A 17857-nucleotide genomic window follows, 5' to 3' on the forward strand; every position below is an offset into this window, starting at 1 on the left:
ATTAATACAAGTTATTTTAAAGTTTGTGCTTTTTTTGTCGAGACAACCCCGATATACCATTTTTTTAAGTTGGACCAACATAAAATAATTTCGTAGTCGTTTTCTTTCAAATAACGTTCATTTTGCCTCTCCTATTGTACTATTGTAAATTATTATTCGTTTCTAAGAGTAACGATTTTAATTCTAAATGACCAAAAAGAGTACCAACCCTATTTTAGTGGTGGCCCTATTCATAGCCATAGCATTCCATGGTTCCAGTATTTTCTTTACCTTGGAGACTACCTATGATGCCTTAATTCACCTTTTCTTTGCCGACCATTATGCCAATAGTTGGTTCGAACCTTGGGATTATCGATGGTATACCGGATTTACCGTTCAGGCATATCCGCCATTGGTACATCAATCGATTGCCATATTATCTTACATAGGAGGCTTAAAATTTGGAATGTTCTCAGTGGCAATGATCGGTATTGTTCTTTTCGTCACAGGTGCATACAGGTTCGGGCTTTTAATGACGGGAGACCGGAAAGTTGCAGGATACACCGCCCTACTTGCTGTATTTTCATCAACTTTTGTCGAAACACTTCACATTTTCGGCCAACTTCCCAGTATTGTCGGACTCTCTATTCTTTTACATTCCTTACCCGAAATATACCAATGGATAAAAACGGGAAAGCTCCGCTACTTTTTCACCTGCCTTTCGCTTATTGCCGTAACGGTAACCTCACACCATGTAACGCCCATTTTTGGTATGGTTTTTTTCATTTTTCCTTTGATAGGAATGGTGGTCATGGATGAGGCTTTTGATCAAGCCGGAAGTACGAAGAAGATCAGTTTTCGAATTTTTTGGAAAGCCTTTTTAAAACTTTTCTGGCGTATTGTGAAATTTGGAGGTGCTTCCCTAGTTTTAATTGTCTTTTGCATTTTGCCCTATTGGATCAATTCTAAAAAAAATCCGATTACCCAAGTCCCCATACCACACGGTTCTAGGGATAATTTCTTGGAAGTTACTTCGTCTGGTTTGGTATTTTTCGTAATCCCCTGGGGGGTGCTGCTTTTTATTCTACCCTATATTTTTTATCGATTTTACAGCAAACGCTATTTATTCTTCGGGCTCTCTTTTACCATGCTGACCATTCTTGGCACCGGAGGAACAACACCCATTCCACTAAAATTATTAGGGGAAACGGCTTTTAATATTCTCACTTTAGATCGTTTTACGTTATGGGCAACGATTATAGCCTTGCCTATGTTTGGGGAATTTGCATATCGTATGGTAGAGGGTGATTTAAAAGAACACATGCAAAGGCGATTTGGCCCTGTCTATCATAGACTTGCCGGGGGGTTATTGGCCGGCGGTATCATTGTCATGGTCATTTTCACCATGAGTTTGGGGTATTTTAGACCCTCACAACCCCAAAAAATAAAAATGTTGCCCATTGTCAATTTCCTCAACCAAGATCAACACGATCAATGGCGCTATCTTCCATTAGGCTTCGGGGATCAAATGGCCTGGCTATCGGCACAGACCAAGGCAATGACCGTTGATGGCAATTACCATTCCGCAAGGCGTTTGCCCGAATTGACAACAAGGGCCATTGAGCGCTTAGAAAACTCCAAATTTAGAGGTGTCGAGGGCATCGGTTCATTGCAACAGTTCTTAACGGTACCCGAGAAATATAACCTAAAATATATTTTCGCCAACGACAAATTCTATGACCCCCTACTCTATTTCTGCGGCTGGCAACGATTGCAGCAATTGGAAAACGGCATTATGGTCTGGGAAAAACTAAATGTGCCCCCCCTCCCTAAAGTACTGGCAAAAGAAGATGTATCGGTCTTCTTAAAAATAATTTGGGGCCTTATTCCTATCTCGACGGTAATCATCGCGTTTATACTCAATATTCAATCAATCTGGTTCCGAGCCTTAAAATCACATAAATCACAGCCTTCCGACTATTTAAAGTATATCAAGATACATCGAAAGTTTTCAAACAATCTCATTACTTTCAATCTGCTCTGGGCCGGTTTTCTACTTTTAGTTCTCGGCTATGGCACCTATCATTTCTATTTAGACGAATCGGCACAAATTAGTCCGGAAAACGTTGTAAGGTCTTACTATGATGCCTTGGATTTTAAGGAATTTGAAAGAGCATATTCTTATCTCGACCCTGAGGGGAATAAATCACTTTCCCAATTTATGCTAGAGGTTTCGGTAACCGATGGAATTCTTAGTTCTTATGCCAAGTTAGATGCCATTGGGGTCGCCGTATCTGAGGAAACACCAAATAGCGCATTGGCAAATGTTGGAATGCAATGGATTACTCCTTTAGAAAAAATAGCAAAACAAGAACGTCTTGAATTGGTAAAAAGAAAGGGGAAATGGTACGTACGACCCAAAAGTATCGATACCGACATTCCTCCAGACCAACTATTCGAGAGCAACGAAACAAAATTCTATAATCATGGAAGACGTAAAATCACGACCCAACAGACCCATCATGAAGATGTATTGAAACAACCTGTGTTAGAAGTGCTGTCTGCCAAATTGGTCGAAATAGAATCCGAATACGCTATTGTTGGTGAAATACAGAACGTAGATGATGTTCCCGCAGATGTGGTGATTTCCGCCACCCTATACAATAATGAAAATGTCGAACTTGCTAAATTCAATGCCAAATATCATCTCAAGCATAAATTAATGCCTAAGGAAACCACTGCCTTCAAAATCTTGTTCGAAGGTATTGCATGGACAAATCCTGATGAACACATTCCTGAAACCTTTAATCCCAATGAATTCACAAAACTCGATTTAAAAGAAATACCTACCAAATTTAATTTACAATGTGCCGGCAATGTCGCCACGACCGACCTTTATAAGTCCATTACCCTGCAAAAACTTCAAACCACAGAGAATATGCTTGAAGGGGAATTGTTCAATAGCGGTATACAAGAGGTTACTATTCCACAATTATTGATTTCATATTACGATTCAGATAAAACTTTGGTTTGGGTAGATAGTAAATTTATGAGAGAAGGTGTACGAGTACAGCGTAAACAAAATTTTGAATATGAATTATTAGACATCCCGAACCTCAGTATCATAAGTAGCAGTTTAGAGAACTGTTTTGTTAATGGTTCACCTAATGCCACAATCGCGGAAAAGATTTTTCCCAATAGAAATCTTGAACATAATCAAGAGTTATTACAACCACTGAAAGGCAACGGATATGATTTTATAAAAATTGAGTTGAATAGTTATATCGGAAATCCTAAGTAATGAAAATCTTCATCGCCATCATAACTTTAATACTCATTGTCTCGTGCCGAACCGAGGTATTGGAGAACAAGACCCCCAATATAAAAGTGTCTCTGAATGCTTCCAATGAACAACAGACCGTAAGTAGTGAATTATGTCTTAACTTTGAAATACAAGGTGAAAAAGTACCACAATTATATTTGACCAATGCCATTGGATCAACGATTATTACAGGTACAAGAAAGAATAGCCATATCAGGTATTGCTTTCCAAAAAGTTATACCCGTCATGCCGGATTACTTAAATGGAAGATGGTCTCGAATGGAGAAATCATCGAAAATGGCGAAGTCAACATGCGACCAGATTCGACCTTTGTTTTTATGGAATCTTATTTTGGTCCTAGGCAAATAACTGCTGGTGACATCGATTTTTCGATGTTAACGAACATACCTACCGATCAATTTGACAACCTATTACCAGACGGTACAACTGTTACCATAAAACGTCAATTTGAAAATCAAATGGATGAATACGCTATTGAAACATCTGGGGGTATTGCATGGAAAAATATAGGAGCAACAAAAAAGGCAGGTCGTATGCTGGTAAGTTCCGCCTGTCTAGGCACCTACTCAAAACAACTTACGACTATGGTCTATTCGGCAATACCCGCTGATTTTACAATTCACTATGAACGTGATCATTCGTTTGCTGACGGCAACCAGATTTTAACATTGAAAACTTCGAAAATAGTCGATGACTATAACAATATTGTGAGCGATGGTACATATGTGAATTTTATTGTCGAAGATGCTTCGGGTACTTTATTACGTACATCGGGCAACACACAAAATGGCATGGCCATAGCAAAGATACTTCACCCTGAAAGGCCCACAAAATGGAATATAAAGGCCTATGTCACTGGAGCCGCAACCAGTAATCGGCTGGCTGTAAGCTTTGACCAATCGGTCAAAGATTTTGAAGTCAGCTTTGATGAAAATGAACGAGAAGTTGTCATTGGCCCTTTATATGGATTTATCAATCAAAAAGTTCCCGATGGCATTAGCATAACTATTGAACTTAAATCAGAAGAGCATTTAATTTTAGAAAAGACCAAGCTTTTCACTAAAAATGGAATGACGTCATTAAAGCTTCCCGCAGAGTTTTATCCTCCAGGAACCTATGCGATTACGATAAATTCCATGGGTATTAAAAAAGAACTAACCATTAAACTCTATGGCGACAAAAAATAGAAATGCATATCGGGCGTTTTTGTTGCTTTCCTTTCTCGGGGTCAACATGCTAATTCTATTCGGAATCGGCTCTGCATGGTCTTATTTAAATACAGGAGCGGATCGTTCTACAATGCTGCACCTCGAAAGTCAATTAAACGAAACTTATCTACCTAAAGTGATATGGTCGGATACGCTAGGCGAAGGACGTCCATTAGAGAAGCAGACGCTTACAAAAATAGAAAAAGACTATAAACGTGCTTGGTATGTACGCAACCTGGCGTACAGAAATCAAAATGACTACGGTCTTGACGATTATTATACAGACAGTGCCTTGATAAAATTTAAAAGGATTTTAGACTTGAACAAAGCCTCTGGCGTCAAAATAAAATCGACAACTATTTCACACAACCCAGATTTGGAATTCTACAGTGCCGATGGCCAACTGGTGGTTTTCAAAGACAATAATGTAGCATCATACAGTCAAATCTATCGTAATGACAGCCTTTTCCTTGAGCATAAAAGCACTGCAAATTACAGAGTCATCATGCTGCTCGAGGATGGTTTTTGGCGAATACGCCATCTGCAGGAAATTCCATCGGTATTACAAGACGGTATTGCCGAAAATGACAGCAACAAACTACCGATCGATTTTACCAAAATACGTGGCGTAAACTATTATCCGCAGAAAAACCCATGGGATATGTTCGGTGAAAATTTTGATAGCCTGGTGGTTCGTAAAGATTTTGAAAGAATTCGTAAAATGGGTTTGAATATGGTGCGTATTTTCGTACCGTATGAGAATTTTGGGAAAAATATCATAGACCAGAACAAACTTAAACAATTAAAAAATGTGATGAATATTGCATTGGAAACAGATCTTAAGGTGATGGTCACCTTATTCGATTTTTATGGAAATTATGATATTGACGATTGGACGCTAACTCATAGACACGCCGAAATTGTTGTAAATTCTTTGAAGAACCATAAAGCTCTTTTGGCTTGGGATGTAAAGAACGAGCCGGATCTAGACTTTGATTCAAGAGGGTTTACCACGGTAACCGCTTGGTTAAAAGAAATGATTGCGCAAATCAAGAGTTGGGACCCCGAACATGATGTCACCATAGGTTGGTCATCAACCGAAGCGGCAACCAATCTTACAGAAGAAGTAGATTTGGTTTCTTTTCATTATTACAAAAAACCGGAAGATTTTGTCAAAGCATACCATCAACTACAAGATAAAGTAAACAACAAGCCGTTTATGTTGCAAGAATATGGATTATCTTCCTATAGCGGCGTTTGGAACGCCTTTAGTGGATCTGAAGAAAAGCAGGCTGCGTATTATAAGCAGATGCAAGAGTATATCTCTCAAGAAAATCTACCTTTCGTATTCTGGACCCTATATGATTTCAATGAAGTACCCACTTCGGTAGTAGGCCGATTACCTTGGCGTAAAACACCTCAAAGACATTATGGCTGTATTAATGAGGAAGGAAATCCAAAGCCTTCTTACCAGTTTCTGAAGCAATAACAATTACAAAAAAAAGGATGGCCTAAAAAGACCACCCTTTTTAATAATAGAGCAAAGGAAAGTAATAATTTTTACACGTCTACAACCGAATCTTCAGTCTTTGTATGCGTGATACTTTTTAAATCGAAATTTGAGTTCTTAAGTTGTATGGCTTTAAAACAATCGATGTACATTTTCGTTATAGCCGACATGGGTAATGAACAGGCCGCCTTGTAATTAGCCTTCGCCAACTCCGTGCGATACGATTCATTAGTCAATATACTTTGTATCGCATCTGCCAATGAATCAGCTTTATCGGCTTCAAAAAACTCTCCCCTATACCCTTCGTCTTCTATCAAAGAAGCCAAATCGCCTAAGTTGGGCAGCACCACCGCCTTACCATAACTACCGGCTTGGTGCAACACCCCAGAGCTACCTGTAGTCGAGGTATACGGAAAAACTACGACAGCACTTTCACCGAAAATTACAGGAACATCCTCTTCGGCAACATAACCTGTAAAACGTAACTGCTCTACTCCTGCATATTGCTTGGCTACGTTCTCCAAATAGCCTGGTGTATTTGGGCTATCGGTACCCGCAATGACAATTTCGATATTTTCATCTGTACGTTTCCGTATTTTTTCTACCGCTTCAATCAATACCTCTACCTTTTTATAAGTACCAAACTTACCAAAAGCCATTACCTGTTTCGCGCCTTTGGGCAATTGGTAATTCGGTTCTGGTGGTATCTCAAAAGACCCGTGGGGAATCTGAACCACGTTCTTGGCTTTGTATTTTTTCTCTAGAATTCCAACATACTTGGTTATGGTTACAGCCACAAGATCTGAAGCCAAAACAAAACGTGTCAAGGTAGATCCGATAAAACCGTAGATTTTCTGTAACAATTTATTCTTAGTGAACCCTGCACTTTCCAAGTCAACTGTCTCCAATATATTATGCAACAATGAGATACAAGGAATACCTTTAAGTTTACATATGAAGGGCATAAGAAGACCCAAGGCAGCCGGCACCTTTTTATCCCCAAATTTTAAGAATTGTAAGTTGAATAAAACAGCATCGGGCTTGGTGCGGTTCAAGGCTCTATTAATATCCAATATATTTTTGTAGCTATTGAAGCTCCAGCTTTCGGCTACGGTTATTTTACAACCCTCTTCTTCAAAAGAAATGTCTTTTTCTCCTTCCGTTCGGTCGGTAATCAAAATAATCTCGTCTACATCGGATTGAAGTCTAAAGTGTTTTACGAGATGGTATGCATACTCCGTAAGGGTAATTTTACTTGGCGGATATGCCGTTACAATTGCTAATTTCATTTTTCTTTTTTTTATAAGTTTGTTTGATTATCCGTTTGAAGTTCTATATGGTTGGGCCTATTGTTCTTATAAATAAAATACCCCAACTGCACAGCCAATAAAATGGCCATTGCCAGAATTTGTACGAGAACTACCTGTTCAAGACTGTCATGATAAATGGCTATCAAAGCCACTTGGGAAATACCCAAAATTCCTGATAGAATTACTGGACCATAATGGTCTAGGGAAAGATAGTAGTAGGCAAAAATGTTTGAAATGGCAAAAAGTGAGGTTGCCAAGGCGTATTTCCAAAGTAACCCTGCGATACTTAAATATTCCTCTCCGAACATCAACTGAACGATAAGCTCTGGAAACATCCAACACGCAAGTACGATACAGGTTGATAGCAAGCCAATAATAAAAACATACTTAAACAAGACCGGAGCCGTCGACAAACCATCTTTCTTACGTTGCACCACGGTGGGCAGTAGTATCATAACGAACATCCAGGCAACAAAATATACCACCCTGCCTATCAAGGCAAGTGAGGCATACAAACCAGCAGTGGTCGCATCGAAATAATGCTTCACCATTAAAATATCACTGTTGTTAATAATAATCTGGGTGCCTTCATAACATGCCGTAAGAATGATGAACATCGATACATTTTTGGCATTTTCAGGTGTTAAACGCACTGATTTTTCAAAACTGAAGTTTTTAATATCGGTCGGAATCATGCCAAACAAAAACGATATCAAAATACCAGAAGCGACCAAAGTGGTCGCATCAAACGGAAGCACCATCACAAAAAACAAAGTAAGCAAGAGCCTACTCCACATTTCGGTTTGGTAACTGGTTGAAAGTTTAATAAACTCCATATTGCCCTGGTAAATACCCCGGTTTACGCTCATTAAAAAATACAATGGAACCCCTACGGCAAATACAATAAACATTGAAGAAGTTTCCGTTTGAAATAATTGTTGCAAGTCTTTTGCAAAGAACAGCATCAAAACCATTGCTATTAAACCAATGATGAGCGACCCTTTATATAACTTAAACCGAAACCGAGACCACTGCCCTCCCTCCAACAACACAGCAAATTTTGCGGAGGCCAGTTGAAAAGTCATACCAACAAAAGACAGCACTAGTAATAAAGTAACGAGCAATGCGGCTTCAGCAAAAACAGCCGGCCCCAAAATTCTTCCCAGTAAAAGATTATAAATATAATTGCCCCCATTTACCAAGAGCACGCTAAACATGAATATTTGTTCGGGAGAAATTTTTCGCAATGCCAATCGATATACGGTCATTATTTTGGTTCTTCTTTGGTGGGTTATTGGATGTAGTCTCTCTTTTATTCTATTTTCATATAAAATGACGATTGCCCGATGGACCAGATAACAGCCAAATGTGTCATAGTGATTAAATCATAGCTCTTCTAATAAACCAAGGCTAACTTTCAATATAAAATCCATAAGTGTTTGGTTATAAAGGTTTCTTATCAATTTTATTGTAGGAATAATCTTCTTTTCGATAAACGGCGTTTCATTTTTAACTAAATCCGTATTTGTTCATCCTACCGATAGCCCTTTCAAAGCAGTTCATATACAATGCTGCTAATTTTATCACTTATTAATTCTTTAACCTTCAAAAAACCACCAATAAATAGTGAATAAGTTCGTTATCAACTTGTAGTAATAACCTTACCCTCATGTTTCGATATTTTATTTTAATTTTTTTATTGTTTTTTTCGCTTCTTTCAAGTGCTCAAGATGACCTCTCTGCTGGCTTTGAACTTTTGGAAACAGGGAAATTCGAACAGGCAGAAACCTTCTTCGAAAACTATTTGAAAACAAAGCCAGATAATAAGACCGCCCAATTGTGTTATGCGAGAGCAGTGGGCTTAAGCGGGGAACCGCAGAAAGCCACCGGGCTTTTTGCTAATTTGTTAAATGATTACCCTGATGATTTTGAAGTACAAATCAATTATAACGAGTCTTACCTATGGGCCAAAGAATACGAAAAGGCAAAACCATTATATCAAGAGATGGTACGCTCTTATCCTGATAAATTTGGAGCACTATTAGGCTATGCCAATACACTCAGTAATTTAAAGGAATATAAGCAAGCCTTGACTTGGATAGAAAAGGCCATTGCCCTTGAACCTAATAACAAAAGCGCCAAAGTTTCCAGAAAATACATGAAGTTAGGTTACGCCAATCAATTCGTGAGCAATCAAAATTATCGAAAGGGCGAAGTTTTGCTTCAGGAAATTTTCACTGACTTTCCTGAAGACAAAGATGCTTTATTAAATCTTGCAAACCTGTACTTAATCACCAAAAATGCTAGTAAAGCCAAAGCAACGTACGGTCGCTATGCACTGACCCCCAAAGATTCGGTTACTGCCTTAAATGGGATTGCTTTGGCAGCACATATTGATGAAAATGACAAGGAAGCCCTTAAAGTTGCTACTCTTTCTAAAAACCGGGTATCCCAATTCAAAGATAGTATACTGACCGAGCGCACGTATGACCGCTATATTCAAGCTTTGATATGGAATAGGAAATATGGAAAAGCAAAAGCGCAAATTGATAGTCTGTCAAAACTATACCCAAATAAAAATTGGCTTTTTGCCCTAAAGGCAACTTTCGGTCTTTATACGGGAAATCCCAAATACAGCATCAAAAATTACAACGCAATTCTTAAAAATGATAGTACCTCGTTCGACGGAAATCTGGGTAGTGCCAACGCATATTTTGCTTCTGACCGTATAATACCTGCTTACAAAGCGGCCTATAAAACCTTGAAGATTTATAAAAACCAAAAAGATGCTAACGGCTTTATTGAAAAACTAAACGTTCAATTCACCCCAGGCATAGAAGAACATGCCGCCTATACTTTTGACAATGGCAATAATATAGCTCTCTTTACCAACACTAGTGTCGATGTTCCTTTATCAACCAAATTTAGAACCACGCTTTCGTATTTATACCGTACTACAAAAAATACGGTTACGCTCAACAAGGCGAACTCTCATGTAATCGTTGCCGGAATGCAGTATAAATTATTTCCTAAGACCACTTTGAAAACGGTTCTGGGCCTAAACAATTCCCGCTTTATGGCAGATGCTTACACCCAACCCGTCTTAGAAGCCAAACTGGCTTTACAGCCATTTAAACTTCAAAACCTAGAAGTTGGCTATCAACGTGAGGTACAAAATTTCAATGCAGACCTTATCGAACGTGAAATCGTGATGAACCATTACGGACTGAACTACAATCTAGGCACAAACTTTAACCTGGGTTGGTATACGCAAATGATGTACACCCAACAAAGTGATGCTAATATTCGAAACCTTCTTTTTACTTCGTTATACTACAATTTACTACGCAAACCAGCCCTTAAAATGGGGCTTAATTATCAGTACATCTCCTTTGCGGACCAATTACCTACCATTTACTTTAGTCCTGAAAAATATCAAGCTGTGGAGATATTTGCAGATATTCGCGGAAAAATTTCAAAGAATACCAATTATATGGCAAGTGCCGCTACTGGTTTCCAACAAGTAGAGGAAGACCCAAATACTACAATTTTCAGAGCCGAAGCAAAATTACAGCATCAATTTTCAAAACGTCTCAGCGGCAATTTATATGGCAAGTATAGTAATATCGCTTCCGCTACTGCAGCAGGTTTTGAATTCACCGAAATTGGAATAAAGTTAAAATGGTTGTTCACTAAAAGACCATTGTTCTTCCATAAAATAAAGCAATAGAAAATTATAAGACGGGCTTACTCAATTCGACTGAAATTTTACGAATTTATTACTATCGAGGGTGTGGCACAATGGCAAAGTCACACACCTATCAACGACGAACAGCAATGGTTATTAGTCAAAAAGGAGTGACTTACAACGCTGGCAGTTGATATTATAAAGTAATTCGGCGGCCAATGTTAAAAGAGAAAATGGCTATAACAGGTTTAACCTTCGCATCAATTCGGGCCTACTATTACGGCTGATAGGAACAACATTTTTTTCTATTAAAACGCTGTTATCTTCAATATCTATTATCTTGGTGAAGTTTATTATATACGACCGATGAATCTGTAGAAATGATTTTTCGGGTAACTTTTGCTTTATGTTTTTTAGGGTCGTATGAACGTGATATTGCTGCTTTTCCGTTAGAATATCAATATAGTCGCCATTTACCTTTATCAAGAGTACTTCTTCAAACTTTAATTTTATCAAACGCCTATCGATGTTGATGTAAAAATAATCTTCAGCACCGAAACCTTCATGTTCCCCTCCCTCTTTTTTTGCAGGTGTCACCAATGCACTTTTTATTTTTCGAATCGATTTTTCAAAACGCTCAAAATTTATAGGTTTCACCAAATAGTCTACTATTGATTCATATTCATAGGATTCAATGGCAAAATTAGTGTCAGAGGTAATCAAGACTACCTTGGGAGAATCTTTTAAAGTTCGTACAAAATCAACTCCACTAAATCCTGGCATGTGAATATCTAAAAACACCACATCGACGGTAGATTGATTTAAAAACTTTATGGCATCGATGGCATTGTCAAATTGGGCTACTACCTCTATATCTGAAACTTTAGAAGAAAATCTTGCCACTATCGCTCTTGCGGCTTTCTCATCATCTACGATAATACAGGTCATTGTTAAATAGTTTTTAGAAAATTATCTATGTTATCTAAAACATGACAGAAATCTTTGTGTCTTCCAAAATCTTCTGTTTTCAATTCTTCTTCAAAGACTACAGCCAATTTATAGGCTTCCTCCATGCTCAATATATTCAGTTTATGCTTTAATTTATGAACAATTTGCCAAGCTGCATAAAAATCTTTTTTTTCGATAGCTTCTTTGTAAATATTATGTTCGATCGGAAACTCTTGTTTCACTATGGAAATAAATTCCAACTCAAAATCGTAGTCGTCTCCTGCAAGTTCTTTAATATAATTTAAATTAGGCTTGTCCATCACAGTTTTTCTTTAATGTAAAATAAAAAGTTGTTCCCTTATTCTCTTCTGATTCGAGCCAAATATGGCCTTTATAAAGGGCTATGATTTTTTTTGCCAAGGCGAGTCCAACTCCGGCAGATGTTGGATTATTCTCCAATTTTCGAAACATCTCGAATATACTTTTGTGGTGACGTTCAGGAATTCCTTTTCCATTATCGGATATAGAAAATTTCCAAAATTGGTCATCATCTTCACTTTTAATTTTAATCAACCCTTCAGATAAGTGTTCGGTAGCGGCAATGGCATTGGTCAACAAAATGGTAAAAAGTTGTTCGATCCAAATTCTTTCCAAGCAAATGGTTGGTAGATTATCGGACCATTGCAAATCTACATTATCGGGAATGTTACTATTTTTTTTGATTTCACCAAGGAGCATTTTAATGTCAATGTTCTTCTTTTCCTCCATTTGAGCCCCAATGCTAGCGTGCTTAAGGATGCCATTGATCAAATTATCCATTTTGGTCAAGTTCTCAGATATCAAAAGGCAATTATTCTTACTATCTTCCGACATTCTACTTTTTTCTTCCTCCAATATCCAACTCATCAACGCATTTACGTTTCTAACGGGTGATTTTAAATCATGGGATACCATTTGAACGTAATTGCTCAGCGACTCGTTCTTTACCTCCAAGCTTTTTAAGAGTACATTTTTTTCGGCCGTAATTTCACTAACCTCCTGGGCCAAATTGCTTAAATGACGTGCCAATTTTTCAGCATCGAAATTTTTGGTCTCACCATGTTTCAATTTGTCTCCGCCATCCAAATTCGAATTAAGGCTATTCATAGCCTGCTCAAGAGAAGCAAGAATCTGTTGTTGTCGCTCCGCTTCTTTTGTCAGTTTGGCGTTTGCCAGATAAAGTTCTTCAGAACTTATTGAGGTCGCACGCTGTATCATTGACAGCTTTTCATCAAAATCAATATACGAATTGTCGACGGCATTTAAGAACGCTTGAATATCAGGGCTTTCCTTCAAATGGTCGGGCAAGTATTTTCTTAACTGTCTATTGATCAGTGGGTGCATTATTCGCTAAGTAAAGTTAATGTCATAGTCTGGTTATGCAATTTACACGCATCTTGATCGGCAAAAGGTGCCATCTCCCCATAGGAATAGAATCCGGTAACCACAGTATTTTCCCCAATTACAGATAATACTTCGTCTACTTCTTCCTCCGTTCTTTGTCCCATGACCAGCTTACGGCCCACACAACTTATCAACAAGGCCAATTCAGGAGCGGCACTTCTTTTGTTCATCGCATATTTGGCCGCAGTTCGCGCACCATTGGCAATATCATCGACCGTAGACATCATTAATTGAACCTTCGAACCTTCAGGAATATCACCGGCAATAATCATGGTATTACTTTCTTCGTCTATATTTAAAATCGTTCTTACTATGGCAACCTCTTCATTCGGATGTCGTACACTCAAAGGAAACAACAAAGCCGATTGAGGCAATTCTTTTGCTTTTTCTCCAAGGTACTTCTTATAAAGGTCCAAAGCGGGTTTATCATCGAGTTCGTGCAGAATGTTATCCTGAGATTTCGTGATTACGCGTTCTGGCCCAAAAGGCATCCACCCACCGTAATTGGCACTTGTTATTTCTAGAGATTCGCCGTAAAATGCTATCGCCACTATCTCTCCCTCTTTAGGATTTTCGTTGTACGAAGAAAGTGTTTTTTCGAAACGGCCATCATCACCACATAAACCACCAGATAAACCGACACCCTTATTTTTATTTTGCTCAAACCCCGCAATCAAGGCACTGCCGTTAACCGTACTTCCTTCCGACACTAAAAATAAATGTTTTAAATTCTCTTGGGAAAAAGATTTCATCAAATGCTCGCCAAGATCTGTATCGTCATTGGCGAAATTGGCCACATTCTCCCTTTTAACCAAGAAACTGCCCTTCTCAAATTCAATTGCTGTTAACACCGCCGAATTTTCATAAACCGAATCTTCCATAATTTCACCCGAAGTCGAGCCAAAAACTATGTGTCCCGATGGAAACAAATCCCTTACCTCTTTATATATTCCTTCATCTTCCAAAATATATCTATTTCCAAAGACCAGAACTAGGGGATTGTTCAATACCTTATGTTCACCTTTAAACTTAAAGGGTACACCGGCGGCTACTTTTATTGCTTGTACTGTTTTCATAAAACGCTTATTTTAACTGGCAAAATTCTTTCTTTAAGGTAAAGTGAAACTCTGTTCCTACGCCCACTTCACTATCTACCCAAACCTCACCGCCATATCTATCTACAATCTTTTTTACAATGGAGAGCCCTATCCCGGTTGATCTTTCGTTATGGCCTACCGATTGAAAAATTTCGAATATTTTTTTGTGATACTCCTTTGGAATACCTACCCCGTTATCTTTAATGGTAAAGCACAAATGAGTTTTGTTTTCTTTGTAAAGAACTTCTACCAAGCCCTCTTTTTTATCTATATGCACCACAGCGTTACCCATAATATTTTGAAACAACTGGTGCATTTTAATATCATCTGCCAAAATGGTGGGCAACAATACCGGCACGGAAAGTTTTACATGTTCAGGAATAAAAATACTCTCTCCAACATCTGCCACTACGGTATTCAGGTCAACCTTTGAATTATCAAGTTCAGAACTATTTGCGGTAGAGTACTCTAAAATACCATGAATCAGTTTATCCATGGAGGCCACTTTCTCTTGCATTAATTGCAAGTTATGCTGTCCGGCCTCATCTAAAACATCTTTATAATCTTCTTGAATCCAAGTGGCCAAAGCACTTATACTTCTTAATGGTGATTTCAAGTCATGGGAAACGATATGCGCATATTCTTGAAGGCCCTTATTGCTATTTTCAAGCTCCTTTAATAGTCGCTCTTTTTGCTGTTCAAGAAGTTTCTGATTCGTGATATCAAGATGAATACCTATAGATCCAATAACATTCTTATCCACATCATATCTTGGGGCACCGCTTATCAACCAATATTTTTTGGCTCCCAATTTGTCCCTGACCTCAGCTTCATACGAATCTGATTTACCCTTGATCCTTGCTATGTTCTTATCTGCAATTAGTGCTTGATCTTTGATATTCAGATAATTGGATGCTTTTTTACCTAAAAGCTCTTCCTCTCGAAACCCGCTCATGGTACAAAAACTACGGTTTACCAATTGAATAACATCATCGGTATCAACCTCAAGAAGACCAAGGTTCATGTTGGCTATTATACTGCTATATTTTTGGCGTTCAGCATTTAATCTTACTTCGGCCTCTCGCTCTTTGGTAATATCTTCGACCAGCACCAATTGATACTCGAGATTTCCTTTGGTGTCTTTGACGGCACTCACTATAGTTCTTGTTAAGACACAAGATCCATTTTTTCTAAACAACCGTTTGATCACCGTAAATTTATCACGTTTCCCCTCATTCATTTCAGAAGTCAGCCGGTCGTTGGCCTCAACATCCTCCGGAGCCGAAAAACTACTTACTTTAAGTTTTTTTAGCTCAATTTCACTATATCCTAAAAGGTCAATAAAGGTATTGTTAGCCTTTACTATGGTATCGTCAACCCTCAAAACAATACCTAAGGGCGAATTCTGTACAATAGTATCCAATTGCTTGCGCTGCTCTGAAAGTAGTTGTTTAACCTCTATTTCTTGGGTAATATCGCGTATTATACCTTGTGCGGCAATGGGCCTTCTTTTTTTATCATAGATAAGGCTGCTGTTTACCTCTACCCATTTGGCATCGCCATTCTTGGTCACTATTTTTGCCTTATACTTATTAATTTTTCCAAATTCGATCAATGCTTTCATCGATTGACCCGTATATAGGCTAAAATCTTTATGAATTATCGATGTAAGGTTAAAACGTTCTTTGGTATGGTCATATCCTAAAAATTCCTTGGCGGAATTATTCATTTTTATAACCTCCCCTTTTAGGTCCATTACCACATAAGGATCAATTATATTGATAAAATTACCGTCAAGTTCTGATGTCGTTTCACATAAAAGATCTTCTAGTTTACTTTTAGATTCCTTTAAATGCTCGGTAACGTCATATAACTCTTTGGATTTTTCTTCCAATATTTTCTCTGCTTGATGACGTGCCTTTTTCTCGCGTTCCAACGCTCTCTTGAGTACTTGAACCTCTTTACTTTCCATTGGTGACGATATCAAATTTAACTTCCGTCCCGTCTTCTTTCAACAACTGGTAAGTGATTTGCGCCGTATCGTTAAAATGTTCGAAGGTTTTCTCCATTAAGCCATGGGCCAACCTATAGAGTCCTCTTGAGGAAGAATATATCATGGATAACGTAGTATCTGTTTTATCCAGAATTTTGAAGGTAGGAAGCTCAGCATCGGGGTAGAGCTTCTTAACATGTACATGTATATGGTCTTCAATTGAATAGAGCAGCGCAAGTGGAGACTTGTAACTTTTCACTACCTCAGGATGAGATTTGGCCAACCCGTCAAATAAGTATAGGCCAAAAGCGTGGATAAGGTCACCCGCAGGAATATTCGTGACCCCACTTAGTTGTGTAATGAGACTCACCATCTCATTAAAATCGTAGGTGCCTACAGAAGTATAGCTGCCCTCTGAAGGCAAATTTGAATTTTCAATTATAGCATCCAAGGTTTCCAAGCCAAACTTGGATTCTACCATTTCCAAAAATTCAGTAAAAACAATACCTTTCATAAAACTGATTTAGTTTTTAAAGGTAGGAAAAGTATGACTTTTACATAAAATTTTGTTGTGAAACGCCGTTTTTAGTTAGCCTTTAACCAACTGATTGATGTCCCAGTATTCCAAGACCTTATTTAACTTTGATTCGTAGTCTTCATATTTTAGGGGTTTTATAACATAACCAGCGATTCCAATTTGATAACATTTAAGTAAATCGGCCCTGTTTTCAGATGTGGTCAATATAATTGTAGGAAGGTATTTTAAAACATCGTCGGCCTTAAGAATTTCTAAAAACTCTATACCGCTCATTCTAGGCATGTTTAAATCTAATAGAATAATATCAGGTGACTTTTCACCCGACCTCAATATCTCGAGCGCCTCCTCACCGTTGTTCGCCTTTACAATATTATGTTTAAGTTGCAGCTTAGATAAGGTGCGTTGTAATTTCATGACTTCGATAGTATCGTCTTCAATTAAAAGAATGTCCATAGTTTTATTGTTTTTCGAATTATTAAAACAAATTTCCGTTTTTGTACTTTATTTGAGGGTTTCAACACGGGCGAATGGTAGATTGGTGTCGGTGAATGGTAATTTTATGTAGATTTAAAATTGAATATTTTTTCGTAAAGAAAGAAAAAACATACAAACCAACGAATGAAGTTTGTTCATAAAATAGCAATCTCCCATTGAAACTAAAGGGCCGTTATTGTTTTTATAAAGTTTCAACAGCTCGTATGGTATTCACTGTGATTATTTCTAAGTCAAGCATAATGTCCAATCTTAAAAACAGCCGTATTTGACCGTCAATACTTTATTATGTGAGATAAAGAACAACT

13 protein-coding genes are annotated in these 17857 nt (G+C 38.0%); 4 read left to right on the plus strand and 9 right to left on the minus strand.

Going from position 1 to position 17857, the window contains the following annotated elements:
- The first annotated feature begins 187 nt into the window (after nucleotides 1-187).
- From AACZ88_RS19450 to AACZ88_RS19460, 3 genes are read left to right on the plus strand one after another with little or no spacing between them, the layout of a single operon-like run.
- Nucleotides 188-3280, plus strand: a complete 3093-nt coding sequence (locus AACZ88_RS19450; protein ID WP_339714032.1) for a hypothetical protein — start codon at nucleotides 188-190, stop codon at nucleotides 3278-3280.
- On the plus strand, nucleotides 3280-4509 hold the full coding sequence (locus AACZ88_RS19455; RefSeq protein WP_339714035.1) for a hypothetical protein: 1230 nt from the start codon (nucleotides 3280-3282) through the stop codon (nucleotides 4507-4509). The genes AACZ88_RS19450 and AACZ88_RS19455 overlap by 1 nt, the downstream gene beginning before the upstream one ends.
- The gene (locus AACZ88_RS19460; protein ID WP_339714037.1) at nucleotides 4493-6019 is read left to right on the plus strand and encodes a cellulase family glycosylhydrolase; all 1527 of its coding nucleotides are present in this window, start codon (nucleotides 4493-4495) and stop codon (nucleotides 6017-6019) included. Before AACZ88_RS19455 ends, AACZ88_RS19460 begins: the two co-directional genes overlap by 17 nt.
- A gap of 71 nt (nucleotides 6020-6090) precedes the next feature.
- Here the strand turns inward: AACZ88_RS19460 and AACZ88_RS19465 are convergent, their stop codons facing one another.
- Complete coding sequence (locus AACZ88_RS19465; protein WP_339714040.1) at nucleotides 6091-7329, minus strand: glycosyltransferase; 1239 nt, start codon at nucleotides 7327-7329, stop codon at nucleotides 6091-6093.
- A gap of 11 nt (nucleotides 7330-7340) precedes the next feature.
- Nucleotides 7341-8618, minus strand: a complete 1278-nt coding sequence (locus AACZ88_RS19470; protein WP_339714043.1) for a sugar isomerase — start codon at nucleotides 8616-8618, stop codon at nucleotides 7341-7343.
- Between the two features lie 431 nt (nucleotides 8619-9049).
- Between AACZ88_RS19470 and AACZ88_RS19475 the strand changes: the two genes are divergently transcribed.
- Nucleotides 9050-11080, plus strand: a complete 2031-nt coding sequence (locus AACZ88_RS19475) for a tetratricopeptide repeat protein (RefSeq protein ID WP_339714046.1) — start codon at nucleotides 9050-9052, stop codon at nucleotides 11078-11080.
- A gap of 195 nt (nucleotides 11081-11275) precedes the next feature.
- Here the strand turns inward: AACZ88_RS19475 and AACZ88_RS19480 are convergent, their stop codons facing one another.
- The 7 genes from AACZ88_RS19480 to AACZ88_RS19510 all read right to left on the minus strand — a co-directional run bounded on the left by AACZ88_RS19480 (nucleotide 11276) and on the right by AACZ88_RS19510 (nucleotide 17510).
- Nucleotides 11276-11986 (minus strand): LytTR family DNA-binding domain-containing protein, encoded by a 711-nt coding sequence (locus AACZ88_RS19480; protein WP_339714048.1) that lies wholly within the window; start codon nucleotides 11984-11986, stop codon nucleotides 11276-11278.
- A gap of 2 nt (nucleotides 11987-11988) precedes the next feature.
- Entirely contained in the window at nucleotides 11989-12306 is a 318-nt protein-coding gene (locus tag AACZ88_RS19485) for an Hpt domain-containing protein (protein WP_339714050.1), read from the minus strand.
- Complete coding sequence (locus AACZ88_RS19490) at nucleotides 12293-13369, minus strand: HAMP domain-containing sensor histidine kinase (RefSeq protein ID WP_339714053.1); 1077 nt, start codon at nucleotides 13367-13369, stop codon at nucleotides 12293-12295. The genes AACZ88_RS19485 and AACZ88_RS19490 overlap by 14 nt, the downstream gene beginning before the upstream one ends.
- Nucleotides 13369-14505, minus strand: a complete 1137-nt coding sequence (locus tag AACZ88_RS19495; RefSeq protein ID WP_339714056.1) for an FIST N-terminal domain-containing protein — start codon at nucleotides 14503-14505, stop codon at nucleotides 13369-13371. The genes AACZ88_RS19490 and AACZ88_RS19495 overlap by 1 nt, the downstream gene beginning before the upstream one ends.
- 7 nt (nucleotides 14506-14512) lie before the next feature.
- Complete coding sequence (locus tag AACZ88_RS19500; protein ID WP_339714059.1) at nucleotides 14513-16498, minus strand: PAS domain S-box protein; 1986 nt, start codon at nucleotides 16496-16498, stop codon at nucleotides 14513-14515.
- The gene (locus AACZ88_RS19505; protein ID WP_339714061.1) at nucleotides 16488-17033 is read right to left on the minus strand and encodes a heme NO-binding domain-containing protein; all 546 of its coding nucleotides are present in this window, start codon (nucleotides 17031-17033) and stop codon (nucleotides 16488-16490) included. Before AACZ88_RS19505 ends, AACZ88_RS19500 begins: the two co-directional genes overlap by 11 nt.
- A 75-nt stretch (nucleotides 17034-17108) precedes the next feature.
- Entirely contained in the window at nucleotides 17109-17510 is a 402-nt protein-coding gene (locus AACZ88_RS19510; RefSeq protein WP_339714063.1) for a response regulator, read from the minus strand.
- Between the last annotated feature and the right edge of the window lie 347 nt (nucleotides 17511-17857).

Origin of the sequence: uncultured Kriegella sp., from assembly GCF_963975415.1 — a bacterium.
In the GTDB taxonomy this organism is placed as follows: Bacteria; Bacteroidota; Bacteroidia; order Flavobacteriales; family Flavobacteriaceae; genus Kriegella.

What these genes read in the sequence shown, in the direction of transcription:
- AACZ88_RS19495 (WP_339714056.1), bottom strand. Translation starts at nt 14,505, where the DNA reads ATGAAAACAGTACAAGCAATAAAAGTAGCCGCCGGTGTACCCTTTAAG.
- AACZ88_RS19485 (WP_339714050.1), bottom strand. Translation starts at nt 12,306, where the DNA reads ATGGACAAGCCTAATTTAAATTATATTAAAGAACTTGCAGGAGACGAC.
- AACZ88_RS19460 (WP_339714037.1), top strand. Translation starts at nt 4,493, where the DNA reads ATGGCGACAAAAAATAGAAATGCATATCGGGCGTTTTTGTTGCTTTCC.
- AACZ88_RS19500 (WP_339714059.1), bottom strand. Translation starts at nt 16,498, where the DNA reads ATGGAAAGTAAAGAGGTTCAAGTACTCAAGAGAGCGTTGGAACGCGAG.
- AACZ88_RS19470 (WP_339714043.1), bottom strand. Translation starts at nt 8,618, where the DNA reads ATGACCGTATATCGATTGGCATTGCGAAAAATTTCTCCCGAACAAATA.
- AACZ88_RS19480 (WP_339714048.1), bottom strand. Translation starts at nt 11,986, where the DNA reads ATGACCTGTATTATCGTAGATGATGAGAAAGCCGCAAGAGCGATAGTG.
- AACZ88_RS19505 (WP_339714061.1), bottom strand. Translation starts at nt 17,033, where the DNA reads ATGAAAGGTATTGTTTTTACTGAATTTTTGGAAATGGTAGAATCCAAG.
- AACZ88_RS19455 (WP_339714035.1), top strand. Translation starts at nt 3,280, where the DNA reads ATGAAAATCTTCATCGCCATCATAACTTTAATACTCATTGTCTCGTGC.
- AACZ88_RS19450 (WP_339714032.1), top strand. Translation starts at nt 188, where the DNA reads ATGACCAAAAAGAGTACCAACCCTATTTTAGTGGTGGCCCTATTCATA.
- AACZ88_RS19510 (WP_339714063.1), bottom strand. Translation starts at nt 17,510, where the DNA reads ATGGACATTCTTTTAATTGAAGACGATACTATCGAAGTCATGAAATTA.
- AACZ88_RS19490 (WP_339714053.1), bottom strand. Translation starts at nt 13,369, where the DNA reads ATGCACCCACTGATCAATAGACAGTTAAGAAAATACTTGCCCGACCAT.
- AACZ88_RS19465 (WP_339714040.1), bottom strand. Translation starts at nt 7,329, where the DNA reads ATGAAATTAGCAATTGTAACGGCATATCCGCCAAGTAAAATTACCCTT.